Source organism: Pseudomonas petroselini (genome assembly GCF_045037875.1).
GTDB classification, from domain to species: domain Bacteria; phylum Pseudomonadota; class Gammaproteobacteria; order Pseudomonadales; family Pseudomonadaceae; genus Aquipseudomonas; species Aquipseudomonas petroselini.
The window spans coordinates 4,429,002-4,451,642 of record NZ_CP173614.1 but is presented as its reverse complement, the minus strand read 5'-3'; the positions used below and the strand labels follow the sequence as shown (position 1 = coordinate 4,451,642).

Below are 22,641 nucleotides of genomic sequence, written 5' to 3'. Positions count from 1 at the left end.
CGCCACAGGTACGGTGCTCACCCTTAAACGACTGGCATTAGGCATGGCAGCCCCTTGATATGGGTCGTATTTATGCAGTGGCGGTGTATCGCTCGGCGACATCGGATTGTCGAATCTGCGCCAGTAAACCCTGACGTGCAGCCTGCAAGGCATCCCAGCGGGCGGCATCCTGCAAGGGAGGAATCGTCACGGGCTCGCGACGATCAAAACCCACCAGCGCCGCATCGACCAGATCGCCGACCTCCATCACGTCAGTCAGGGTATTGATGTCGATGCCTGCACGTTCCCAGATCTCGGTACGCGTGGCGGCTGGCAAGACGGCTTGCACGTAGACGCCTTTGGGCGTCAATTCCAGGCTCATGCCTTGGGATAGAAACAGTACAAAGGCCTTGGTCGCGCCGTAGACCGTCATGCCGAACTCCGGCGCCAGGCCCACCACTGAACCTATGTTGATAATCGCGCCGTCCCCGACCTGGGCCAGGCGAGGGGCGATGGCGCTGGCCAGCCGCACCAGCGCGGTCGTGTTGAGCGTCACCAGTTGAGCAACGCTGTCGGTGGACTGTTCGATAAAGCTGCCGGATTGCGCGGCACCCGCATTGTTTACCAGGATGCCAATGCTGGCATCCTCGCGCAGGCGCGTTTCGACAGCCGCCAGGTCGCTGCTGTGGGTCAAGTCAGCCTGAAGTACCTCGATGGCGACCTTGTGTTTATCGCGCAGTTGCGCTGCCAGCGCCTCCAGTCGATTTTTGTCGCGGGCGACCAGGATGAGGTCGTGGCCGCGTTGCGCGAAGCGCTCGGCATAGGTGGCGCCGATGCCCGTCGAGGCGCCGGTGATGAGGACGGTGTTAGGGAGGCTCATGGCTTGATTCTCTGTTGTGGATGTAGGGCGGGAACGTTCGCAAAGGTGACGTTCAGGGGTGGCGTTGGCCGCTTTCAGTCAGTGGCGGGTAGTCGATGTAGCCCGCGGCGCCGCCGCCATACAGGGTGGCCGGGTCAAAGGCGGATAAAGCCGTATCGGTCTGGAGTCGCTCTACCAAATCAGGGTTGCCAATGAACGGACGGCCGAAGGCAATGAGGTCGGCTTTGTCTTCAGTCAGTGTCGACGTGGCCAGGTTCAGGTCGTAGCCATTGTTGGCGATGTAGGTGTTATTGAAGCGTTGGCGTAAGGCGCCGAAGTCGAAGGGCGCCACGTCGCGAGGCCCGCCAGTGGCACCTTCGACCACATGCAGGTAAGCCAGGCCGAGGGCGTTGAGTTGATCGACGAGGTAATCGAATTGGGTTTGCGGGTCGGTGCTGGACACCCCATTGGCCGGCGACACTGGCGATAGGCGGATGCCCGTGCGCTCAGCACCGATTTCGCTCACTACCGCCGCCGCAACCTCCAGCAACAAGCGCGCACGATTTTCAACCGAGCCACCGTAGGCATCCGTGCGCACATTCGCGCCGTCCTTGAGGAACTGGTCAAGTAAATAGCCGTTCGCACCATGGATTTCTACACCATCAAAACCAGCCGCAATTGCGTTTAACGCGGCGCGACGAAAGTCGCCCACGATGCCGGGCAGTTCGCTGATGTCGAGCGCCCGAGGTTCAGAAACATCCACGAAACGATGGTTGACGAACACCTTCGTCGCTGCACGGAGCGCAGAGGGCGCCACCGGTGCTGTGCCATTTTCCTGAAGGTCGGTATGGGACACACGCCCCACATGCCACAGTTGCAGGAAAATACGTCCGCCCTTCGCGTGAACGGCTTCTGTGACAGAACGCCATCCGTCTATCTGTGCCTGCGTATAAATCCCGGGGGTGTCTTGATAACCCTGGCCCTGCTGTGAGATCTGCGTGGCCTCGGAAATCAACAGGCCTGCAGAGGCTCTCTGGCTGTAATAGGTCGCAGCGTGCTCGCTCGGAACAAAGCCCGCGCCCGCACGGTTCCGCGTCAGCGGTGCCATTACGATTCTGTTGGAAAGCGTCAGTGAGCCGAGCGTGTAGGGTTCAAACAAGGTCTTGTCGTTCATATCGATTCCATACTCGTTGATCAATGACGGCGACCTGCGCCGCAGTGGCAGAGGCTTGCAGTACGGGATTTATGATGTCGATCATAATCAAAGATGTCAATATTTTTGATTATGACCGACATCAGAGTATAGTCAGGCCATTGTTCAGGAGGCACAGGAGCGCAAAATGAAGATCACCAAAACGCAATCCATCGCCAACCGGGCTCATATTGTGGAGACGGCGTCAGCGCTGTTTCGTGAGCGTGGCTACGATGGCGTCGGGGTGGCAGAGCTGATGGCGACTGCCGGTTTTACCCAGGGAGGGTTCTACAAACACTTCGGTTCCAAAGCAGACTTGATGGCCGAGGCCGCTGAAAACAGCCTTTCGCAATCCCTGGCCAATACCTGCCACCTCGACGTTACGGGGTTCGTCAACATGTATGTGTCGCGCGAGCACAGAGACGGCAGGAGCGGCGGGTGCACCATGGCGGCGCTGTGTGGCGATGCTGCTCGCCAGTCAGATGAGTTAAAGGCGACCTTCGCCAGCGGCGTAGAGAGCACCCTCGCAGCACTCGAGGAAAATTACCCGGCGGGTCCGGATACGACGAAGCAAGACGTTCGCGCAAAAATGATCGACCTGCTGGCGCATGCAATCGGCGCAGTGATGTTGTCGCGGGCGTGCCCGGATGACTCTGCTCTGGCGGATGAAATACTCGAAACGTGCCGTGCTGAGATCGTGGCGTCGTTGCCGTTGGGTATGCAGAAAGGCGCTGACTGAGTCGATAGCGGACCACCACTCATGGAAACCCCATAGCTAGCGTCTATGGGGTTTAATGGTCAGGGGTTATACGTTTACTTATTGATTGCCAGATTTTTTCTAAGCACGAGCGCAAGCAGGTGAGGGTGTCGACTCTCCTGAAAGTAAATCCATCCGCTTTACGCTCTCACGATCCGTTGTTCCTTAACCTCACTCGCATAAGCCTTCATTTTTTTCTGCTGCACGGCCAACAACGCGCATATTTTCATCAACGCCACGGCCTCATCCGGCGTTCTGTCGCTACCCGCCATCGCCGTCAATTCAACCACCGACCACCCAATCACCGCCGCCGCATCTTCCAGGTCGTAGAACAATTCCTGCTGTGCAGTCCTGGGCCCATCGAGCCCTTGTATCAAATCGTCCATCTATTCCCCCCATCAATCTCTTTCCGACACCCGTGTTACAGGTTACTTCCCCCCAGTCACATCCAGAAAGGTCCCGGTGATAAACGACGCCTCTGAACTGGCCAGCCAAAGCACGGCCCGCGCCACTTCTTCGGGTTCTCCGCCCCGGCCCATTGGAATGCTGTCCTTGACGCGATCCACGCGGCCAGGTTCGCCGCCGCTGGCGTGCATGTCGGTGTAGATGTGCCCCGGGCGTACGCAGTTGACGCGTATGCCTTCGCGCGCGACTTCCTTGGACAGCCCGATGGTGAATGTCTCCAGGGCACCCTTGGAGGCGGCGTAGTCGACATATTCGTTCGGACTGCCAAGCCGGGCGGCGCCCGAGGATACGTTGATTACGCTGCCGCCCTTGCCGTTGTGGCGCAGCGACATGCGTTTCACGGCGTGCTGTGCGCACAGCATCGGGCCGATGGCATTGATTGCGAAAATGCGTTGCATACGGGCGAAGTCGAGGTCTTCGAAGCGCGATTGAGGCGCAATGATGGCGGCGTTGTTGACCAGCACGTCGATACGTCCAAACGTCTCGTCAATGGCGGCGAACAGGTGGGCGACCTGTTCTGGGTCTGCACTGTCGGCGCGAATGGCCAGGGCGCGTCGCCCCAATGCTTGCACATCGGCCACCACGCCGAGGGCGGCGGCCTCGTTGCTGACGAAGCTGATTGCCACATCGTAGCCTTGCGCAGCCGCCAGCCGCGCCGTTGCCGCGCCGACACCTCGGCTGCCGCCTGTGATCAAAATGAGGGGGGCTGAAGAGACAGTATCCATTGCTTGCGCCTTTTAGGAGGGCTGAGTGTTCAGCCGATAAGGATCGTGCCGGTCGCAATGACCACGCACGCGAGGACTTTTCGGACAGTCAGTGACTCGCCCAGGAAGTAATAACCGATCAACGCCGCGAACACTACGCTGGTTTCGCGCAACGCCGACACGGCGCCCATCGGCGCCTCTGACATGGCATAGATAACGATGCCATAGGCCAGCAGGGAGACCAGCCCACCCAGGAAGGCCGTGATGAAACCTGGGCGCGGCGTGAGCAGGCTGCGCGTGCCGCGCAGGCCAACGTAAACCAGGGGCATCATGATGCCCCAGAGCGCACACATCCACGCGGTATAGGCCAACGGCGCGTCGGACAGCCTTGCGCCGATGCCGTCCGTCACGCTGTAGGCCGCAATGAAAACGCCCGTGCCCAAGGCGTAAGGCAGGCTGGGGACGGCCAGCCTGCGCTGTTTGAACGCCAGTGAAATGATGCCGCCTGACACCAATACGATGCCTATCAGCGCGCCTGCGCTGACCGTCTCGTCGGCGAATGCGAAGGCGAACAGGGTGATCAGAATGGGCGAGGAACCACGGGCAATCGGGTAGGTTTTCCCAAGGTCGCCGACTTTGTAGCTGCGCACCAGGAACAGGTTGTAACCGACGTGCAACACGCCCGACAGGACCGCGTACGGCCAGCTGGCGGCGGCGGGCGGCGTGAGGAACAAGGCAATGACCGTGCTGGCGACGGCCACCGCCAGGCACATCACGGTCATTGACCACAGCCGGTCGTTGCCGGCGCGCAACAGCGCGTTCCAGCTGGCATGCAGGAGCGCGGCGAAGAGGATGAGTAGAACGATAGGAAAAGGCATGCGCCATATTAAGTAACATTATGGCTGGGCCTGAAAGCGAAGTCCGCTCATCCTGGCATGAGTGATTATTCATGCTTTATCGATAGCGCTGCTGGGCTTGGATTGATTCGGCCAGCAGCCAGTGACGGAAACTGATGATGTGAGGCTGGGATTCGATCCCTTTGGGGCAGACAAAAAAGTAGGCGACCGGTGAAGCGAACGGCACCTCAAACAGCCTCACCAGGCGACCGTCGTTGATTTCAGCTTCGACGTGGCCGCTACGGGCCAAAGCAATGCCATGGCCCAGTAATGCCGCCTCAATGGTCATGTTGGTATCAGCAAACCTGACGCTTTCGTTGAGCGCGCAACTCCCGACGCCGACGTGTTCAAACCAGGCTTCCCACTTGGGCACCAAGTCTGCGCCGTCGCGCGTCAGCAGCGGGTAACGCAACAGCTCGGCGGGCTCCTGCGGGGTGCCAAAGCGGTTGAGCAGGTCAGGGCTGGCCACCGGAAATATCTGCTCCCTGAGCATGAACTCCGAGTGCAGGCCGGGGTAATTACCGTTGCCCAGGCGGATCGCCACGTCTGAATCTGCGCTGGAAAACGTGATTGCTTTGTCGCTGGTCTCCAGCGTTATCAGAATCTCCGGATGCTGTTGCGACAAGCTCGGCAACCTCGGGAGCAACCATTTCAGGGCGAAGGAGTAGGTGGCGCTGACCTTGAGCCGGACCCTGCCTTTTTGTTCCCTGAGGTCAGACAGTGTGGCCTCCAGGTCCATGAAAAACTCGCGCACGATGGGCGCCAGGGCCGCACCGGCGGGGGTCAACCGCAACGACTTGCCACGCTGGAACAGCTGCAGGCCCCAGAGGTCTTCGAGGTGCTTCAACTGATGACTGACGGCGCTCTGGGTTACATGCAACTCCTCTGAAGCCGAGGTGAAGGTCGCGTGCCGGGTGGCAACTTCGAAAGCGCGCAGCGTGGCGGTTGGAGGTAGGTCTCTCATTGGTCGGCCCCGGCGAGTCTTGTGGAAATCGTTTCCATGAATGAAGGCTCATGGTAATTGATTTGCGTACTTTGACTCGACCTCACGGTTGCCAGGTCTGCGCAAAGGGTTGAGGTAACCCTGGAGCGGTCTTCACGTTGTACCGTCACGCATACAAACCCTACCATCGCGTTACACGATAGCCGTGACGCCTTTCGGTTCGCACTGTCCTATCCAGCGAGAAGTTAATCTCGTCAAGTAAGAGAGTGTGGTCATGAAGTTGAGTTATCTAACCAAGGCGGCTGTGGTTGTCGCGTTGTTGTCGACCTTGTCGGGCTGCTGGGTATTCATGCCACCGGGAGGTGGCGGTGGTGGTCATGGTGGCGGACATGGTCAGGGCGGTGGCCCAGGTGGCCCAGGCGGTGGTGGCGGTCCGCGTTAACGGACAGGCAAAAATAGCGGCAAGCCATGGTGAATGGCTTGCCTTTTTTTTGCCTGCCAATCGCAGTTTGGGCAGAGGCGTTTATCCCCGCGTGAAAAATCCCAGGCAAAGAAAAGCCCGCGTGGGGAGCGCGGGCTAAAAGGATGTTCATTAGGAGCTGGATTTACCATAGGCGCCCATCTGTGAAAGGTTTGTGAAAGCTTTGGCAAAAAAGTGTATGCCTTAATCGTACTGTGGCTGTACGGGTCAGGGCGGTCCATAAGCCTTTACTGTCACAGGCCTATCACCTGTGTTCGGATGCCGCGTCATGTTCATGTCTACCAGCCTGTTGTCAGCCTTTGTACTGTTCGCCTTCGTGTCCTCGATCACGCCAGGCCCCAATAACACCATGCTGCTCGCCTCTGGCGTGAACTTCGGGTTCCGCCGGTCGATGCCCCATGCGCTGGGGATCAGTATAGGGTTCATGCTGCTGGTGATCTCGGTGGGCCTGGGGTTGGGCGAGGTGTTCAAGCTGTTCCCATGGGCGTACACGGTGTTGCGCTACGTCGGCGCGGCGTACCTGTTGTACCTGGCGTGGAAGATCGCGACGGCGGGCGGTATGTCCGACAGCGATGATGCGCAGGGCAAGCCGATGACGTTCCTCGGCGCGGCGGCGTTCCAGTGGGTGAACCCCAAGGCCTGGATCATGGCGTTGGGCGCTATCACCACCTATACGCCGGCCGAAGGCTACGTCACCAATGTGCTGGTGATTGCACTGGTGTTCGCGGTGGTCAACTTGCCCAGCGTGTGTGTGTGGGTCGGGTGTGGCAGCGGCTTGCGCAACGTGTTGCGTGAGCCGCGCTGGTTGAGGGTCTTCAATGTGTCGATGGCGGGGCTGCTGGTGCTGTCGCTGTACCCGATGTTTTTTGCCGGTTGAGCGTCACACGGGGGAGATGGTCGCCAGCAGGCCGATGCCGATGGTCAACACCAAAAAGCCGAACAGGAAAAGTGCCATCTTGGTCATAAGGCCTCCGAAGGGAAGGGGGTAGGAATGTCGCTATTGTCCGCCCAAACAGTGTTTCGATACAGACGCAGATAGCGAAGAAAAAACCGTATCAGATGCCGTTGCCACTGTTCTGCTGCGGGCTTTATGTGGTTGTGGTTTGCTCAAGATCAGCGCCTGAGACAACTCACGTGTTTGCCCCTAAGATGGTGCACATTGCATCAACAATAAGAGTGGGCAAACCCTCGATGGAAAGACGTCAATTCAGCGGTGGCATGAAAGGCAAAAACCTGCGCTACCTCAATGAAACCCAGCAGCCGGCCTCGGTCACTCGCGTTGGCTTCCTGTTGCTCGAACACTTCTCCTTGCCCGCATTTACCCAGACCCTCGACACGGTGGTCACCGCCAACCTGCTGCGCCCCGAACTGTTCGCCTCGCGCACCTTCGGTTTGGACGATGGCGAAGTCATCAGCGACCTGGGCCTGGTAATCCGCCCCGACGCGCGCCTTGATGGGGCGGCCCTGCAAGACCTGGAACTGTTGGTGGTCTGCGGCGGTTTCCGTACTGAACTCAAGGCCAGTGAAGACCTCATCCACCTGCTGCGTACCGCCGCCGAGCACGGTATCGGCCTCGCCGGTCTGTGGAATGGCGCCTGGTTCCTCGGCCGCGCCGGTTTGTTGCAAGGCTATCGCTGCGCCATCCACCCTGAACACCGCCCAGCCCTGGCCGAAGTGTCCAAGGCTGCGCACGTTACCAGCGAACCCTACGTGATCGACCGCGACCGCCTCACGGCTTCAAGCCCCTCCGGCGCGTTCCACATGGCGTTGGACTGGATCAAGGGGCTGCACGACAAGGCACTGGTCGAAGGCATCGAAGACATCCTGGCTTTCGAAGAGTCACGTTACCGGCGGATCAAACCCACCGAAAACGTCAGCGTCAGCGCGCCCCTGCGTGAGGTGGTGAAGCTGATGGACGCCAACCTCGAAGAACCCCTGGAACTGGACCAACTGGCCGTCTACGCCGGCCGCTCCCGGCGCCAGCTGGAGCGCCTATTCAAGGAACAACTGGGCACGACACCGCAGCGCTACTACATGGAACTGCGCGTGACCGAAGCGCGGCGGCTGTTGCAGCACACCGAGCTGTCACAGGTGGAGGTGTTGGTGGCGTGCGGGTTTGTTTCGCCGAGTCATTTCAGCAAGTGCTATAGCTCGTATTTCGGATATCGCCCCTCTAAGGAGAAGCGGTTGGTGAAGTGATTGCACTCGACTCCTCCTGTAGTGAGCGGGCTTGCCCCGCGCTGGGCTGCGCAGCAGCCCCAATCAATACAAAACGCGGTGTGTCAGGTGCTCCTCACCGTCTGGTTTTGGGGCCGCTGCGCAGCCCGGCGCGGGGCAAGCCCGCTCACTACATAGGCTGCGTGTGCTGTTGTCAGAATCGGTCCAGACGATAAGGCGTGAGTGACTGCACTTGATCCTTGCCCGCCAACTCTCGCACCATCTCCGCCGTCACCGCCGCCTGCGTCAGCCCCAAATGCTGATGCCCAAACGCAAGCAACACTCTCCCTTCACACACCCGATCAATAATCGGCAGCGAATCCGGTAACGACGGCCGAAACCCCATCCACGGGGTGGCATCCCGTGTATTCAAATCATCGCGGAACAACCCCTTGCTCAGCCGATGCAGTTGCCAGGCGCGTTGCATGTTCGGCGGGCGGTCGAGGCCGGCGAATTCGACGGTGCCGGCCAGGCGCAGGCCGTCGGTCATGGGGGTCATGATGAATTTTCGCTCCAGGGAGGTGACGGCGAATGGCAGGCGATGCTGCTCGTGGGGCAGCATCAGGTGGTAGCCGCGTTCTGTGTCCAGCGGGATTTTTTTGCCGGTGAGCGCGGCGGTGAGTTTGGCCGAGTGGGCACCGCAGGCGATGAGTACCTGGCGGGCGCTCAAGGGGCCCTGATCGGTGGTCAGTGAGACGCCATGTTCCTCAAGGCGTGCGTCCTTCACCTCGCGCTGAAGGAATTGCACGCCTTGGGCCTTGGCGGCCTGGACCAGTTCGCACACCACGTGGTAAGGGTCGATGAAGTGCCCGGTGCCGGGGAAAAACAGCCCGCCCTGGAGGTGCTCGCTCAGTTGCGGCGCGGCCTGGCGAATGGCATCGCCAGACCAGAACACCACGGGCACTTGCTGTTGCTGCATGCGCCGTTGCAGGGCCTCGAGGGCCGGGCGGGAGTCGGCCTGTTCAAACACCAACAGCGAGCCATCCTCGCGCAGCAACTGCGGGCGCCCGATGCTGTGCAGCAAGCGCTGCCAGGCGCCCAGGCTGCCTTCATTGAGCGTGCGTATACCCGCGACCGTGCGCTGATAGCTCGCCGGACGCAGGTTCCACAGCAGGCGCAGGAACCAGGGCAGGGCGCGAGGCAGGTATTTCCAATCCAGGCGCAACGGGCCCATGGGGTCCAGCAGCATGCCGGGCAAGCGCTTGAGGATCGACACGTCGGCAATCGGGAACACCTGTTCGGTGGCCAGGTGCCCGGCGTTGCCATAGGAGGCGCCCCTGCCGGGTGCCTGCGGGTCAACCACCACCACGTGCCGACCGAGGCGCGCCAGTTGCAGCGCGCAGGCGACGCCGACAATACCGGCGCCGACCACTACGATATCGGGATCGGACATCGCCTATGCCTCCCTCTGGCCGTCAAGCAAGCGTCGCAGCAGCAAAGGGTTGCTGTGCTGGAGCGCGGCGGGCAGCAACGCATCGGGGAAATCCTGATAACACACGGGGCGTAAAAAACGCTGGATCGCCGCCGTGCCCACCGACGTGCTGCGCGAATCCGAGGTGGCTGGGAAGGGGCCGCCGTGGACCATGGCATCACACACTTCCACGCCGGTCGGCCAGCCGTTGACCAGCAGGCGGCCGGCCTTGCGCTCAAGCACTGGCAACAGGGCCTTGGCGTCTGGCAAATCGGTTTCGTCCAGGTGCAGAGTGGCCGTGAGTTGGCCTTCGAGATGCTCGGAAACCTGGCGGACTTCCTCGGCATCGGCGCAGACGACTATCAAGGATGCGGCGCCAAAGACCTCGGCTTGCAGGTGTTCATTGGCCAAAAAAGCCTGTGCCTGCGTCACGAACAGATGCGCCTGGCCTTGGTTGGGACCTTCTGCCGCCAGCCCCTTGGCGGCGATCTTGGCATGTTCCGTCATTGCCGCCACACCTGAAGCGTAGGCACTGGCAATCCCCGGTGTCAGCATGGTCTGTGCTGCACAGGTCGGCAGCCGTTCACCCGCAGCCTTGATAAAGCGATCCAAAGCCGGCCCTTGTACCCCAATCACCAGTCCAGGGTTGGTGCAGAATTGCCCGGCGCCTTGGGTCAACGAAGCGACAAAACCTTCGGCCAACGCCTCAGCCCTGGCTGCCAACGCCGCCGGGAACAGGTACACCGGGTTGATCGAACTCATTTCCGCATACACCGGAATCGGCTCCGGCCGCGCCTGCGCCGCTTGGATCAGCGCAAGGCCGCCGCTGCGAGAACCGGTAAAGCCGACGGCCTTGATACGCGGGTCGGTGACCAGCGCAATGCCGACCTCGCGGCCCGAACCGTACAACAGCGAAAACACCCCCTCCGGCAGCCCACATGCTTTGACCGCCTGGGCCACCGCCCGGCCCACCCGTTCGCTGGTGCCAGGGTGAGCACCATGGGCCTTGATGATTACGGGGCACCCGGCCGCCAACGCCGAGGCGGTGTCGCCTCCGGCCACGGAAAACGCCAGCGGAAAGTTGCTCGCGCCAAACACGGCCACCGGGCCCAACGCGATGTGGCGCTGACGCAGGTCTGGCCGGGGCAGCGGCTGGCGCTGCGGTTGCGCGGTATCGACCCGCACATCCAGCCATTCCCCGGCGCGGACGGTGCGGGCGAACGTGCGCAGTTGCCCGCAGGTGCGCCCGCGTTCGCCTTGAATGCGCGCGCGGGGCAGGCCGGTTTCGGCAACGGCGCGGTCGATCAGCTCATCGCCCAATGTTTCGATCTGCGCGGCGATGGCTTCAAGCAGCGTTGCGCGCGCCTCCAGCGATGTCTCGCGGTACCCATCAAACGCGGCCCACGCCAAGGCGCACGCCTGCGCGACCTGTTCGCCGTCGCCGCCCAGGTAGGCCGGCTCCAAGGCTGTGTCGGTGGCGGGATTGATCGCCCGGATAGGCTCGCGATTGCCGCCAGTGGCGTGCTGACCGATCAGCATCTTGCCTGTCAGAGTCATGGAATCGTCCTGGAAAAAAGAGGGTGGCCGCTGCGAGCGCCGCAGCGGCACGCAAGGGCTCAGGCGACGTGCTGTTCCGCCGACCAATGGGCGTACCATTGCCGGAACAGCACGTACTGCGTTTCTGCGTAACGGCGCTGAGCGTCGCTGAGCTTATCGGTCTCGTTGAAGTGCAGGGCGTACTCCTTATCGCCGTTAAGCACCATCAGGTGTTTGTAGTACAACACCAGGTCGCAGCCTTCATCGAACGACGACAGCACCGCGAGCGCGGCTTCCAGTTCACGTGCCTGGCGGCGGGCCTTGGCGTCGCCCTTGGCGGCTTTTTTGCTCAGTGCCACCAGTTGCAGGACTTCCCGCGGCAGTGCGTTGCCGATGCCGGTGATCGCACCCGTGGCGTTACAGTTGACGAAGCCGTGCACCACCTGGGTGTCGACACCGACCATCAGGGTCACGTTATCGTCCTGGGAGGTGATGTGTTCGGCGGCATAGCGCAGGTCGGCACCGCCGCCGAACTCCTTGAAGCCGATCAGGTTCGGGTGTTCGCGACGCAGTTCGAAGAACAGCTCGGCGCGGGTGGCGAAGCCGTAATACGGGCTGTTGTAGATCACGGCCGGCAGGTTCGGCGCGGCCTTGAGAATCGCCGAGAAGTGCGCCTTTTGCGCGGTGGCCGAGGCACCACGGGACAAGACGCGCGGAATCACCATCAGGCCATGGGCGCCGACCTTGGCGGCGTGGGCCGCGTGGGCCACTGCCTCACGGCTGTTGACCGCACCCGTACCGACGATGGTCGGCACGCCGGCCGCCACCAGCCGCGCCACGCCTTCCTGGCGCTCGGCCTCGGTGAGCAACGGCCAGTCGCCCATGGAACCGCAATACACCACGGCGCTCATGCCGATATCGATCAACTCGCGGCCCTTGGCAACCAGGGCATCGAAGTCCGGCTTACGCGCGGGCGTGCACGGGGTCATCAGGGCGGGGATGCAGCCGGTGAAGATGTTGTCGCTCATTGTGCTAACTCCTGCAATCGTTCAGTTAAAGGTGGCCCGGGCTCAGATGCCCCAGGCGAAAGGGTCCTGTTCGTCGATCAGCAAGGTGCTGTCGGCGGTCATGTAGGCGCGGCCGGTGATGAAGGGGCGCACGCGTTCGCCGCCCCACTCATAGCGGCCCTCGAACTGGCTGCCGGTGATGCTCGCTTGTGTCCAGGTTGCTCCGGGCGCAAGTGTTCCATCGGCGGCCAGGCAGGCCAGCTTGGCGCTGGTGCCGGTGCCGCACGGTGAGCGGTCGTAGGCTTTGCCGGGGCACATGACGAAATTGCGGCTGTCAGCGTGGTCGTCGTCGGCGAACAGCTCGATATGGTCGATCAGCGCGCCGTCGGCACCGTGGATACCTTGGTCTTCAAGGGCCTTGAGCATCGCCCAGGTGTAGTCGGTGAGGGCATCGACGTTGTCCATCTGCAAGCGCTGGCCGTGTTCGGACACCAGGAAAAACCAGTTGCCGCCCCAGGCGATATCGCCCAGCACCACCCCGTGGCCCGGCACCTCCACCGGCACTTGGTGGCGATGGCGGTAAGCGGGCACGTTGCCCAGGGTCACGGCGCCGTCTTCGTGCAATGTCGCCTCTACCAAGCCGACAGGCGTGTCGATGCGATGCACGCCGGGTGCGATGCGACCCACATGGTGCAAGGAGGCGACCAGGCCAATCGTGCCGTGCCCGCACATGCCCAGGTAGCCGGCGTTATTGAAGAAGATCACGCCGCAGACGGCGCCCGGCGTGACCGGCTCGCAGTACAGCGCGCCGACCAGAACATCGTTACCACGCGGTTCCAGAATGCAGGCACGGCGCCATTTATCATGCTCGCTGCGCAGGTTATTCAGCTGCTCAGCCAGGGTGTTGCCGATGAGCGTGGGGAAACCGTTCATCACCAGGCGCGTAGGTTCGCCGCCGGTGTGGGAGTCGATCACATGCAATCGCTTCATAAAACGCTCCAGAATCAGTGGGTGGCCGGGGTCAACGGGGCGCGGTCGAGGGGCTCGTCGACCGCTTCGCTTTCATCGGCTTCGTGTTCCAGGCGCACCAGATGGGCCGGCACGCCAGTGGCTGCGCCCCAGTAGTAAATGCCCAGCGCGCAGACCGCGACGACGAGGGTGTCAAACGGGTGGGCGAGTACGCCGATACCGCCAAAGCTGCCGAGCTTGGAGAGCAAAAGGGTCACCGCATAGAAGCCGATCAGCCACGCGGATGAGCGCACTTGCTGCTTGAGGTTGAGGTGCGCGGTCGGCACCCAGCGCGCGCACAGCAGGTACACCCCGAACATCAGGATTTGTAGGCCGAGCAGCCAGGAAACCGTACTCCAGCCCGACCAATACACGATCAACGCGGCGATGATGAACGACAGAGGGCCGAGCACCGCCATGCCCTTGACCCGGAACGGGCGCGCCATTTGCGGTGCATTGCGTCGCAGTGCCGCGACGGTGACCGGGGCGACCGCATAGCTGAGGATCAACGCGGCGGACACCACATTGATCAGCGCTTCCCAGGACGGGAACGGCAGGGTCCAGAACACCGACAAGCCAAAGGTCAGCCACAGCGCCGGGCGGGGGATGCCGGATTTCTCATCGATACGCGTGAAAATCTTGAAGAACGTGCCTGTCTGCGCCCAGCCATACACCACACGTGGGGTGGCATTCATGTAGATGTTGCCGCAGCCGCTGGGGGAGATCACCGCGTCGGCCACCACCAGGTACGCCAGCCAACCCACGCCCAGCGCCAGGGCGATATCCCGATAGGGCAGCGCCAGTTGTTTGCTGATCCCGGCCCAGCCATCGGCAAGCATTTCCGTGGGCACGCCACCGAGGAATGCGGTTTGCAGCAACACGTAGATGGCGGTCGAGAGCAGTACCGAAAGGATCAACGCAATCGGAATGGTGCGTTGCGGGTTCTTCACTTCGCTGGCCACCGAGATGATCGGCGTGAGCCCCAGGTAGGCGAAAATCACGCCGCCGGCCGACACCGCCATCTCGATGCCTGACAGACCAAACGGCGCGAAACCCTGCACCTGGAAATTCGCCGGCTTGAAGAAGGTGAAGAGCACGCCAATCACCAGCAACGGCACAATGAACTTGAACACGCTCACCAGGTTATTGGCGATGGCGAAGGTTTTCACGCTGCGGTAATTGAGGATAAAGAACAGGCACAGCAGGGCGAACTGCACCAGCCAGCCGAGGGTGGTCGGGTCGCTGGAACCGGCTTTGGTCAGCTCGGGAAACCACGCCGCAGCGTATTGGCGCGAGGCGACCACCTCGATGGCCACCAGGCTGGAGAACGCAATCAGCGTGATAAAACCCATGAGGTAGCCCAGCAGTGGGCCGTGGGAATAGACCGGGTAGCGCACCACGCCGCCGGCGCGCGGCAATGCGGCGCCCAGTTCGCAGTACACGATGCCCAGCAGCAGCACCGCGAAACCACCGATCAGCCAGGAAATGATGCCTGCAGGACCTGCAATGGCGGAGACGTGACTGGCCGCAAACAGCCAGCCCGAACCAAAGATGGCGCCCAGCCCGATAAAGGTGAGGTCCATCAATGAAAGTTGCTTCTTGAACTTGCCTTGACCTGACATAGCGTCGCCTTCTTGTGAGTTATTGGATAGGCATGCAGTGCCCCTACAGTGAACTCATGAACGGCGGCGCGATTGATGTTTTTTGCCGACAACGATGACGAAATCAGCACAGTTTGCACCGCTCGACAGCGCCTCGGGCATCGGGCAATCTGCTACGCGTCGAGGCCGTCAGTGGGGATCAACCGTCATGATGCAGAGCGCGTTTGCGACCCTTTGCCAAGGGCCTGAGGCCAATCGGCCCCACAGCATCGAGCAGCTATTGACCGGCGTGGCGCAGTTACTGCCGATGCTCGATGTGATCCCCAATGCGGCGATTTTCATCAAGGACACCGAGGCCCGTTATGTGCTCGCCAACCACACCCTGGTGCAGCGCTGTGGCCTCAAGCACCTGCAACCGTTGCTGGGCAAGACCAGTGCTGAAGTGTTCCCCGCGCAACTGGGGCCGGGTTACACCGAACAGGATCAGCGCGTGCTGGAGCAGGGGTTTGTACTGGAGGACCAGCTGGAATTGCACCTCTATGGCACCCGTGAACCGGGTTGGTGCCTGACCCACAAGTGGCCGCTGTACAACCACATGGGCGCAATCATCGGCCTGGCGGGCATCTCGGTGGACCTGCAAACCGCCAGCGAAAGTCACCCGGCCTACCAACGCCTGGCGGCCGTCGACGCGCACATCCGCGCGCATTTCAACCGCCGCGTCACCCTGGGTGAGCTGACGCGCATCGCAGGCATTTCCGTGGCGCAACTGGAGCGCTACTGCAAACGCGTGTTCCACCTCACGCCCCGGCAGATGATCCAGAAGGTGCGGTTGGAGCATGCCCACCGCTTGTTGCACACCGACATGCCGATCACCGAGGTGGCGCTGCAGTGCGGGTACACCGACCACAGTGCTTTTACTCGCCAGTTCAAGGCCTCGACGGGGTTTACGCCAAGGCAGTATCGGGAGACCTGAGCACCTACCTGCTGGGGTGTTAATGAACATCCAACTGTGTGCAGGCTGCCTGTGGTGAGGGGGGCTTGTCCCTCAACGGGTTCACCGCCGACCCAAGGGGCTGCTTCGCAGCCCGGCGCAGGGCAAGCCTGCTCACCACAGCAAGCCCGAACGGTGGTTGCTTTGTGTCAGTGCGGCCAGCGCAATGCAACGAATGGCCCGCACAACCCTCATATGTTCACGAGTAATGCTTCACGACGACAGGTATCAGGCTTATGACGGCGGCTGAAAACAACCATGTGAACTGGCTGGTGGAACAATCGATGCTGCACGCGGCACGCCAGCGGGCCAAGCTCTATTCGGGCCAGGGCCGGTTGTGGCAGCAACCCTATGCGCACACGCGGCCACGGGATGCCTCGGCCTTGTCGTCCGTGTGGTTTACCGCCTACCCGGCGTCGATTGTGACCCGTGAAGGCGGCACGGTGTTGGAGGCGCTGGGGGATGAAGCGCTGTGGCATGCCTTGTCGAAGATCGGCATTCAAGGCATCCATAACGGCCCGTTGAAAAAATCCGGCGGCCTGAACGGCACGGAGCACACGCCCACCATCGACGGCAATTTCGACCGCATCAGTTTCGAGATCGACCCGCAACTGGGCACCGAAGCGCAATTGCAGGCGTTGACGCGCATGGCGGCGGCGCACAATGCGGTGATCATCGACGACGTAATCCCGTCCCATACCGGCAAGGGCGCGGATTTTCGCCTGGCCGAGATGGCGTACGAGGACTATCCCGGCCTTTACCATATGGTGGAGATCCGCGAAGAAGATTGGCCATTGCTTCCTGACGTCGCAGAGGGCCGCGATGCGCAGAACCTCAGCCCCGTCCAGGTGGATGCGTTGCGTGACAAACACTACATCGTCGGCCAGTTGCAGCGCGTGATCTTCTTTGAACCCGGCGTCAAGGAAACCGACTGGAGCGCCACAAACGTGGTGCTGGGCGTGGATGGCAAGCCGCGCCGCTGGGTGTACCTGCATTACTTCAAGGAAGGCCAACCGTCGCTGAATTGGTTGGACCCGACCTTCGCCGCGCAGCAGATGATCATCGGCGATGCCCTGCATGCCATCGACGTGATGGGGGCGAAGATCCTGCGCCTGGACGCCAACGGGTTTCTCGGCGTGGAACGCAAGCTGGACGGCACGGCCTGGTCCGAGAGCCATCCGCTGTCGATCACCGGGAACCAACTGCTGGGCGGGGCGATTCGCAAAGCCGGTGGCTTCAGCTTCCAGGAGTTGAACCTCACCGTGGATGACATTGCGTCCATGTCTCACGGCGGTGCCGATCTGTCCTACGACTTCATCACCCGCCCGGCGTACCAGCATGCACTGCTGATGGGCGACGCCGAGTTCTTGCGCCTGATGCTGCGCGAAATGCACCGCCAGGGCATCGATCCCGGTTCGCTGATCCATGCGTTGCAGAATCACGATGAATTGACCCTGGAATTGGTGCACTTCTGGACCCTGCACGCCCATGACACCTTCCTGTACCAGGGCCAGACCTTCCCCGGCAATATCCTGCGCGAGCACATTCGCGAACAGATGTACGAACGCCTGACCGGCGAACATGCCCCCTACAACCTCAAGTTTGTGACCAATGGCGTGTCCTGCACCACCGCCAGCATCATCACGGCGGCGCTGGGGATTCGAGATCTGGAGGCCATTACGGCGGCGGATATTCTGCAGATTCGCCAGATCCATTTGCTGTTGGTGATGTACAACGCCATGCAGCCTGGTGTGTTTGCCTTGTCGGGCTGGGACTTGGTGGGCGCGCTGCCGCTGGCCGCCGAAGAGGTCGAGCATTTGATGCAGGATGGCGACACGCGCTGGATTCATCGCGGCGCCTATGACCTGGTGGACCTGAACCCGGACGCAGAATTATCCGCCGGCCATATGCCGCGCTCGAAAAGCTTGTATGGCAGCCTCAACAGCCAATTGCAGGACCCTGAGTCCTTCGCCTCGCAACTGCAGAAAATCCTTGCGGTACGCCGGGCCTACGACATCGCCGCCAGCCGCCAGATCCAGGTGCCGGAAGTGCAAAACCCAGGGCTGTTGGTGATGGTCCACGAATTGCCGGCCGGCAAAGGCACGCAAATCACTGCGTTGAACTTCGGCGCCACGCCGATCACCGAGACCCTGCACCTGCCGGATATCGCTGCGGGGATGGTGGTGGACATCATCAACGAACGGGTCGAGGGGGATTTGACGGCGGAAGGCGAGTTCAGCATTACGCTGGATGCGTATGAGGGGCTGGCGCTGCGTGTGGTCAGCAGTTCCCCGCTGTAACGCCTGCGCAATTACCTGTGGCGAGCGTGCTCGTCACAGGGGACCGCGCGGCCTGAAATCACGGTGAAAATTCGAACAAGTCCGGGTTTAAATAATGGTTGGGTTAAAAAGATAATGCCGTTAAAAGATCGCTACTTTTTTCGGAGTTTCCTTACGCTGTCGATATAAAATTGCATGTTAGTGTCTTGCTCACTATTGGCCTGTTTGCAGTGTGGCGACCTAAAGGAACATGTATGCAACCTCAGTTGGTGTTGAGTGATGAATATGCAAGTGTACAACCCCAACGTGCAGAGTTAGTAGTTAGTATTGCCACTACGCAGGAAGAAATACGTGAGGTGCAACGCCTGCGTTATCGTGTTTTTTCCGAAGCGTTCCAGTTGTCTGAACTCGCTAATTCTGAAGCATTGAACATCGACGAGTTCGATGCCTATTGCGACCACTTAGTGGTTCGAGACACTAAGACTTCAGCCGTGGTAGGTACCTATCGCTTGATGAACCCGACCGCTGCACGGCGCATGGGACATTACTATTCGGAGAAAGAGTTCGACCTCAGTGGGCTGGAGTCTTTACGCACCAGAACCGTTGAAGCGGGGCACGCCTGTGTCCACCCGGAGTACCGGAGTGGCAGCGTCATCATGATGTTGTGGTCGGGCCTGGCGCGTTACATGGTGCGTGAGGACTGTGATCATTTGATGGGCTGCGCGAGTGTGAGCCTGTCGGACGGTGGCCACAATGCCGCAGCGTTGTTTCGGGGCTTTACGCCGGAGCAGATGGCGCCTGCTGACTATCGCGTCGCCCCCCATGAGCCTTTTCCTGTTTATGAGTATGAGCCCGGGCATGTGCCTCGCCTGCCGCCCTTGCTCAAAGGCTATTTGCGCAGCGGAGGCTGGGTATGTGGTGAACCGGCGTGGGATAAAGAGTTTAACGTGGCGGACTTCTTTATGTTGTTGCCGTTGTCGAAGTTGGACAGCCGTTATGCGCGGCATTATTTGAAACCGCAAAAATCGTTTTGATACGTGGCTGCTATTTAAAGGATTCAATGGGTATGTGTTTGAAAGAAGAAAGAGCCGCCGCATTCGAGTGGATTCCCGAGTTGGTGACTGTGCTCGAAGCAGCGTCGCTTATTGAACTTGAGCGGGGAGAGTCCAAACAACTGGCGACGCTGTTTCGAACCCTCGGTCGTCCAGGGCTTACGATCGCAAAGGAACTTGGCGGTGAGGGCGTGAGTGCAACAAAACTGGCGCAAGTGCTTACATGGGTCGGCGCCCATTGCCCTTCATTGGCGGTGATGATGACCATGCACCACCACACGGTCGCCGGCATGATGGCAGCCAGCCAGTTCTTTCCAGATATCCAGGGGCTGCTCAGTATTATTGCACGCGACAACCTGTTGGTGGCCTCGGGGTTTGCCGAAGGGCGGGCGCAGGCCAATATCCTGGAATCGACGCTGTCCGTTGAAAAAACAGCCGCGGGTTATGTGGTGAATGGCAGTAAGAAGCCTTGCACGATGACGCATCACTTCGACGTGATCACGTTTGGCGTCAACTACCTTGACCCTGAGGGTCAGACCCATATCGGCATCGGTATGGGCTTGGCGGACGACCCGAGTATCCAACGCAAACCATTCTGGTCGGTAGCGCATTTGCAGGCGGCAGACAGCAATGAAGTCATCTTCAATAATCTGTTGGTGCCGGAGCCCATGATGTACTTCAGCAAGGCCGTGGATAACCAGTTGGACGACGTTCAACAGGGTACCGGTGAGCACCTGTTTGCTATCTGGTTCCAATTACTCGCTTCGGCGTCATACCTGGGCATGGCGTCCGCGCTGGCGTCGCGTGCATTGGCGTCCAACAAAGGCTCCCAGGATGATCGGGCCCTGCTGCTCATTGATCTGCAGGGCGCCACCATGGCGATTCGTGGCCTGGCGATTGCGATCGACCAGAATCGATTTCTACGCAGCGACTTGGCGCGCGCGCAAGCCACCCGCTTTGCCGTGCAGGAGGCGATCAATCGCATCAGCACGCGCGCCTTTGAAATCCTCGGAGGCATAGCGTTCATGTCTTCCGAGGAGATTGCTTACCTGCTGGTTGCCACGCGGGTGCTGGCTTTTCACCCCACGTCAAGGCTCGCCAGTGTGCCTTTCTTGTGTGAGCAACTGAGCTAGTAAAGCTGCGGCACGATGAGTTCCGGCGGCGTCGGGCTGCGCGAATAATCCTCCTGCCTCACGCGCTGCGGCAGTTCGATCACCGGCAGCTCGACTTCTTCATACGGCATCTGCCCGAGCAAGTGGTGGATGCAGTTGAGTCGGGCTTTCTTCTTGTCATCGGCTTGTACCACCCACCACGGCGCTTCGGCGATGTGGGTGCGTTCGAGCATGATTTCCTTGGCCTTCGTATACGCTTCCCAGCGCCGACGCGACTCAAGGTCCATGGGGCTGAGCTTCCATTGCTTGAGCGGGTCGTGAATGCGACTGAGAAAACGCAGGTGCTGTTCCTGGTCGGAGATCGAAAACCAGTATTTGATCAGTTGGATACCGGAGCGGGCGAGCATCCGTTCGAACTCCGGAACGGTGCGGAAGAACTCTTCGTACTGGTCCTCGTTGCAAAAACCCATGACTTGCTCGACACCGGCGCGGTTGTACCAGCTGCGGTCGAACAGCACGATTTCGCCGGCGGCCGGCAGGTGTGAGACGTAGCGCTGGAAGTACCACTGCGTCTGTTCACGGTCATTGGGCGCCGGCAGCGCAGCCACTCGGCAGACCCTCGGGTTCAGGCGCTGGGTGATGCGCTTGATCACGCCACCCTTGCCGGCGGCATCCCGTCCTTCGAACAGGATCACCACCTTGTGGCCGGTCTTGACCACCCAGCTCTGCAATTTCACCAGTTCGCCTTGCAGGCGGAACAGTTCGCTGAAATAAATGCGGCGTGCGGCTTTTTCGCTTCCTTCACCGACGTGCTCATCAAACAGCGCGTTCAGGTCATGGCCATCTTCGGATAATTCCAGTTCCAGCTCTTCGTCACTGTGATCGAGCAATTCACGGTGGATGCGCTGTATCAAGGTGTCTTCTAGTGAGGACATGGCGGAACTCGCGTCGTGGGGGATGGCAAAGTCTTAGTCGCATTTTGTTACGAACCAATGACCACAAAATGCGGTGTTGTGGCGGGAGAGGGGGACAACTGGGCGTTTTGCCACTGCACGTTCATAAAACCGTAACAAGATTGTTGCAGAGTTGCCGAGCCCGAAATCACAAGGATTTTCCTTAATGAAACGTCTGATGAAGTCTGCTGCACTCGCCGTTGCGGTTTCTCTCAGTGCCACCTCGGTGTTTGCCGCCGAAAGCATCCGCCTGACCGGTTCCGGTGCGAGTTTCCCAGCGCCGATCTACCTCACCTGGTTCAAGGATTTCAGCAAGAAAACCGAAGGTGTCACGGTTGACTACCAGTCCAAGGGGAGCGGTGCGGGTGTACAGGACTTCCTGAACAAGACCGTCGATTTCGCCGCCAGCGACTCGGCCATGAAAGACGAAGACATCGCCAAGGTGGCCGAAGGCGTGCAACTGCTGCCGATGACCGCGGGTGAAATCGTGCTGGCGTTTAACCTGCCGGGCAATCCTAAAGAACTCAAATTGCCTCGCGATGTGTACTCGAACATTTTCCTGGGCAAGATCACCAAGTGGAACGATCCAAAGATCGTTGCCGCCAACCCAGGCCTGAAACTGCCTGACATGCCGATCACCGTCGTGGTGCGAGCAGACTCCAGCGGCACCACCGCCGTCTTCACCAAGCACCTGGCGGCGATCAACGCTGAGTTCCAGAAGGACTTGGGCGAAGGCAACACCGTTAACTGGCCCGCCAGCGACAAATTCATCAAGTCGCCGAAGAACGATGGTGTGACCGCCACCGTACGCCAGACCCCAGGCGCAATCGGCTACATCGAGTACGGCTTCGCCAAGCTGGCCAAGGTTGACTTTGCCCAACTGCAGAACAAGGCCGGCAAGTACGTGGTACCGAACGCCGAAAGCGGCGCCGAAGCCCTGGCTGCGGTGAAAATGCCGGAAAGCCTGGTGGCCTGGCTGCCGGATCCGGATGGCGCCAAGTCCTACCCGATCACGTCCTACACCTGGATGATCTTCCGCAAGGACAACGGCAACCCAGCCAAAGCCAAGGCCATGCGTGAAATGGTCGAGTACAGCTTGACTGAAGGTCAGAAAATCGCTGATTCGATGGGCTACATCCCGCTGCCGCCATCGGTGGTCGAACAAGTTCGTAAAGCGTCCGCCAACATTAAGTAAGGC

Annotated in this window: 20 protein-coding genes; 8 read left to right on the top strand and 12 right to left on the bottom strand. The window is 60.5% G+C overall.

Annotation, left to right across the window (positions count from 1 at the left end; translation table 11 throughout):
* Nucleotides 1–70: 70 nt before the first annotated feature.
* Together ACI512_RS20415 and ACI512_RS20410 are read right to left on the bottom strand one after the other, a co-directional pair.
* A complete protein-coding gene (locus ACI512_RS20415; RefSeq protein WP_236380672.1) occupies nucleotides 71–859 on the bottom strand; it encodes an SDR family oxidoreductase in 789 nt (262 codons plus the stop codon).
* A gap of 52 nt (nucleotides 860–911) precedes the next feature.
* The gene (locus ACI512_RS20410; RefSeq protein WP_236380669.1) at nucleotides 912–2,012 is read right to left on the bottom strand and encodes an alkene reductase; all 1,101 of its coding nucleotides are present in this window, start codon (nucleotides 2,010–2,012) and stop codon (nucleotides 912–914) included.
* 166 nt (nucleotides 2,013–2,178) lie between these two features.
* Here ACI512_RS20410 and ACI512_RS20405 point away from each other — a divergent pair, with 166 nt between their 5' ends.
* Nucleotides 2,179–2,769 carry a TetR/AcrR family transcriptional regulator gene (locus ACI512_RS20405; RefSeq protein ID WP_012724495.1) on the top strand — a complete coding sequence of 197 codons (591 nt, stop codon included), beginning with the start codon at nucleotides 2,179–2,181 and terminating at the stop codon, nucleotides 2,767–2,769.
* Nucleotides 2,770–2,927: 158 nt separating this feature from the next.
* Here the strand turns inward: ACI512_RS20405 and ACI512_RS20400 are convergent, their stop codons facing one another.
* From ACI512_RS20400 to gcvA, 4 genes are all read right to left on the bottom strand, one after another.
* The gene (locus tag ACI512_RS20400) at nucleotides 2,928–3,173 is read right to left on the bottom strand and encodes a hypothetical protein (RefSeq protein WP_236380666.1); all 246 of its coding nucleotides are present in this window, start codon (nucleotides 3,171–3,173) and stop codon (nucleotides 2,928–2,930) included.
* Nucleotides 3,174–3,215: 42 nt separating this feature from the next.
* Nucleotides 3,216–3,977 (bottom strand): SDR family oxidoreductase, encoded by a 762-nt coding sequence (locus ACI512_RS20395; RefSeq protein ID WP_236380664.1) that lies wholly within the window; start codon nucleotides 3,975–3,977, stop codon nucleotides 3,216–3,218.
* Between the two features lie 29 nt (nucleotides 3,978–4,006).
* Nucleotides 4,007–4,834 carry a DMT family transporter gene (locus ACI512_RS20390; RefSeq protein WP_236380661.1) on the bottom strand — a complete coding sequence of 276 codons (828 nt, stop codon included), beginning with the start codon at nucleotides 4,832–4,834 and terminating at the stop codon, nucleotides 4,007–4,009.
* Between the two features lie 76 nt (nucleotides 4,835–4,910).
* Nucleotides 4,911–5,816, bottom strand: coding sequence for a transcriptional regulator GcvA (gcvA, locus tag ACI512_RS20385; protein ID WP_236380658.1), 906 nt, complete (start codon nucleotides 5,814–5,816; stop codon nucleotides 4,911–4,913).
* Between the two features lie 728 nt (nucleotides 5,817–6,544).
* On the opposite strand from gcvA, the gene ACI512_RS20380 reads away from it, so the two are divergent.
* Nucleotides 6,545–7,153, top strand: coding sequence for a LysE family translocator (locus ACI512_RS20380; RefSeq protein ID WP_236380654.1), 609 nt, complete (start codon nucleotides 6,545–6,547; stop codon nucleotides 7,151–7,153).
* Between the two features lie 341 nt (nucleotides 7,154–7,494).
* Nucleotides 7,495–8,475 (top strand): GlxA family transcriptional regulator, encoded by a 981-nt coding sequence (locus tag ACI512_RS20375; protein ID WP_043205407.1) that lies wholly within the window; start codon nucleotides 7,495–7,497, stop codon nucleotides 8,473–8,475.
* A 172-nt stretch (nucleotides 8,476–8,647) separates the two neighbouring features.
* Here ACI512_RS20375 and ACI512_RS20370 read toward each other — a convergent pair whose 3' ends face one another.
* The 5 genes from ACI512_RS20370 to ACI512_RS20350 are packed head-to-tail and all read right to left on the bottom strand — an operon-like array spanning nucleotide 8,648 to nucleotide 15,077.
* Nucleotides 8,648–9,886: an FAD-binding oxidoreductase gene (locus tag ACI512_RS20370; RefSeq protein ID WP_236380652.1), complete on the bottom strand. Its 1,239-nt coding sequence runs from the start codon at nucleotides 9,884–9,886 to the stop codon at nucleotides 8,648–8,650.
* Between the two features lie 3 nt (nucleotides 9,887–9,889).
* Nucleotides 9,890–11,461, bottom strand: a complete 1,572-nt coding sequence (locus ACI512_RS20365) for an aldehyde dehydrogenase (NADP(+)) (protein WP_236380650.1) — start codon at nucleotides 11,459–11,461, stop codon at nucleotides 9,890–9,892.
* 59 nt (nucleotides 11,462–11,520) lie between these two features.
* Entirely contained in the window at nucleotides 11,521–12,468 is a 948-nt protein-coding gene (locus ACI512_RS20360) for a dihydrodipicolinate synthase family protein (RefSeq protein ID WP_236380649.1), read from the bottom strand.
* A 42-nt stretch (nucleotides 12,469–12,510) separates the two neighbouring features.
* The gene (locus ACI512_RS20355; protein WP_236380648.1) at nucleotides 12,511–13,437 is read right to left on the bottom strand and encodes a 4-hydroxyproline epimerase; all 927 of its coding nucleotides are present in this window, start codon (nucleotides 13,435–13,437) and stop codon (nucleotides 12,511–12,513) included.
* A 14-nt stretch (nucleotides 13,438–13,451) separates the two neighbouring features.
* On the bottom strand, nucleotides 13,452–15,077 hold the full coding sequence (locus ACI512_RS20350; protein WP_236380646.1) for an APC family permease: 1,626 nt from the start codon (nucleotides 15,075–15,077) through the stop codon (nucleotides 13,452–13,454).
* 187 nt (nucleotides 15,078–15,264) lie between these two features.
* Between ACI512_RS20350 and ACI512_RS20345 the strand changes: the two genes are divergently transcribed.
* The 4 genes from ACI512_RS20345 to ACI512_RS20330 all read left to right on the top strand — a co-directional run bounded on the left by ACI512_RS20345 (nucleotide 15,265) and on the right by ACI512_RS20330 (nucleotide 20,511).
* Nucleotides 15,265–16,029: an AraC family transcriptional regulator gene (locus ACI512_RS20345; protein WP_236380645.1), complete on the top strand. Its 765-nt coding sequence runs from the start codon at nucleotides 15,265–15,267 to the stop codon at nucleotides 16,027–16,029.
* Between the two features lie 254 nt (nucleotides 16,030–16,283).
* Nucleotides 16,284–18,347, top strand: coding sequence for a maltose alpha-D-glucosyltransferase (gene treS, locus ACI512_RS20340; protein ID WP_405121291.1), 2,064 nt, complete (start codon nucleotides 16,284–16,286; stop codon nucleotides 18,345–18,347).
* A gap of 233 nt (nucleotides 18,348–18,580) precedes the next feature.
* On the top strand, nucleotides 18,581–19,360 hold the full coding sequence (locus tag ACI512_RS20335; protein WP_231808911.1) for a GNAT family N-acetyltransferase: 780 nt from the start codon (nucleotides 18,581–18,583) through the stop codon (nucleotides 19,358–19,360).
* Nucleotides 19,361–19,569: 209 nt separating this feature from the next.
* Nucleotides 19,570–20,511: an acyl-CoA dehydrogenase family protein gene (locus tag ACI512_RS20330; protein ID WP_236380642.1), complete on the top strand. Its 942-nt coding sequence runs from the start codon at nucleotides 19,570–19,572 to the stop codon at nucleotides 20,509–20,511.
* Here ACI512_RS20330 and ppk2 read toward each other — a convergent pair.
* Nucleotides 20,508–21,425 carry a polyphosphate kinase 2 gene (gene ppk2, locus ACI512_RS20325; RefSeq protein ID WP_236380641.1) on the bottom strand — a complete coding sequence of 306 codons (918 nt, stop codon included), beginning with the start codon at nucleotides 21,423–21,425 and terminating at the stop codon, nucleotides 20,508–20,510. The genes ACI512_RS20330 and ppk2 overlap by 4 nt on opposite strands.
* Before the next feature lie 184 nt (nucleotides 21,426–21,609).
* On the opposite strand from ppk2, the gene pstS reads away from it, so the two are divergent.
* Entirely contained in the window at nucleotides 21,610–22,638 is a 1,029-nt protein-coding gene (pstS, locus tag ACI512_RS20320) for a phosphate ABC transporter substrate-binding protein PstS (RefSeq protein WP_064053502.1), read from the top strand.
* The last annotated feature ends 3 nt before the right edge of the window (nucleotides 22,639–22,641 follow it).

What these genes read in the sequence shown, in the direction of transcription:
- ACI512_RS20380 (WP_236380654.1), top strand. Translation starts at nt 6,545, where the DNA reads ATGTTCATGTCTACCAGCCTGTTGTCAGCCTTTGTACTGTTCGCCTTC.
- ACI512_RS20390 (WP_236380661.1), bottom strand. Translation starts at nt 4,834, where the DNA reads ATGCCTTTTCCTATCGTTCTACTCATCCTCTTCGCCGCGCTCCTGCAT.
- ACI512_RS20370 (WP_236380652.1), bottom strand. Translation starts at nt 9,886, where the DNA reads ATGTCCGATCCCGATATCGTAGTGGTCGGCGCCGGTATTGTCGGCGTC.
- gcvA (WP_236380658.1), bottom strand. Translation starts at nt 5,816, where the DNA reads ATGAGAGACCTACCTCCAACCGCCACGCTGCGCGCTTTCGAAGTTGCC.
- ACI512_RS20395 (WP_236380664.1), bottom strand. Translation starts at nt 3,977, where the DNA reads ATGGATACTGTCTCTTCAGCCCCCCTCATTTTGATCACAGGCGGCAGC.
- ACI512_RS20345 (WP_236380645.1), top strand. Translation starts at nt 15,265, where the DNA reads ATGATGCAGAGCGCGTTTGCGACCCTTTGCCAAGGGCCTGAGGCCAAT.
- ACI512_RS20335 (WP_231808911.1), top strand. Translation starts at nt 18,581, where the DNA reads ATGCAACCTCAGTTGGTGTTGAGTGATGAATATGCAAGTGTACAACCC.
- ACI512_RS20360 (WP_236380649.1), bottom strand. Translation starts at nt 12,468, where the DNA reads ATGAGCGACAACATCTTCACCGGCTGCATCCCCGCCCTGATGACCCCG.
- ACI512_RS20405 (WP_012724495.1), top strand. Translation starts at nt 2,179, where the DNA reads ATGAAGATCACCAAAACGCAATCCATCGCCAACCGGGCTCATATTGTG.
- pstS (WP_064053502.1), top strand. Translation starts at nt 21,610, where the DNA reads ATGAAACGTCTGATGAAGTCTGCTGCACTCGCCGTTGCGGTTTCTCTC.
- ACI512_RS20355 (WP_236380648.1), bottom strand. Translation starts at nt 13,437, where the DNA reads ATGAAGCGATTGCATGTGATCGACTCCCACACCGGCGGCGAACCTACG.
- ACI512_RS20415 (WP_236380672.1), bottom strand. Translation starts at nt 859, where the DNA reads ATGAGCCTCCCTAACACCGTCCTCATCACCGGCGCCTCGACGGGCATC.
- ACI512_RS20350 (WP_236380646.1), bottom strand. Translation starts at nt 15,077, where the DNA reads ATGTCAGGTCAAGGCAAGTTCAAGAAGCAACTTTCATTGATGGACCTC.
- ACI512_RS20365 (WP_236380650.1), bottom strand. Translation starts at nt 11,461, where the DNA reads ATGACTCTGACAGGCAAGATGCTGATCGGTCAGCACGCCACTGGCGGC.
- ACI512_RS20375 (WP_043205407.1), top strand. Translation starts at nt 7,495, where the DNA reads ATGAAAGGCAAAAACCTGCGCTACCTCAATGAAACCCAGCAGCCGGCC.
- ACI512_RS20410 (WP_236380669.1), bottom strand. Translation starts at nt 2,012, where the DNA reads ATGAACGACAAGACCTTGTTTGAACCCTACACGCTCGGCTCACTGACG.
- treS (WP_405121291.1), top strand. Translation starts at nt 16,284, where the DNA reads ATGACGGCGGCTGAAAACAACCATGTGAACTGGCTGGTGGAACAATCG.
- ACI512_RS20400 (WP_236380666.1), bottom strand. Translation starts at nt 3,173, where the DNA reads ATGGACGATTTGATACAAGGGCTCGATGGGCCCAGGACTGCACAGCAG.
- ppk2 (WP_236380641.1), bottom strand. Translation starts at nt 21,425, where the DNA reads ATGTCCTCACTAGAAGACACCTTGATACAGCGCATCCACCGTGAATTG.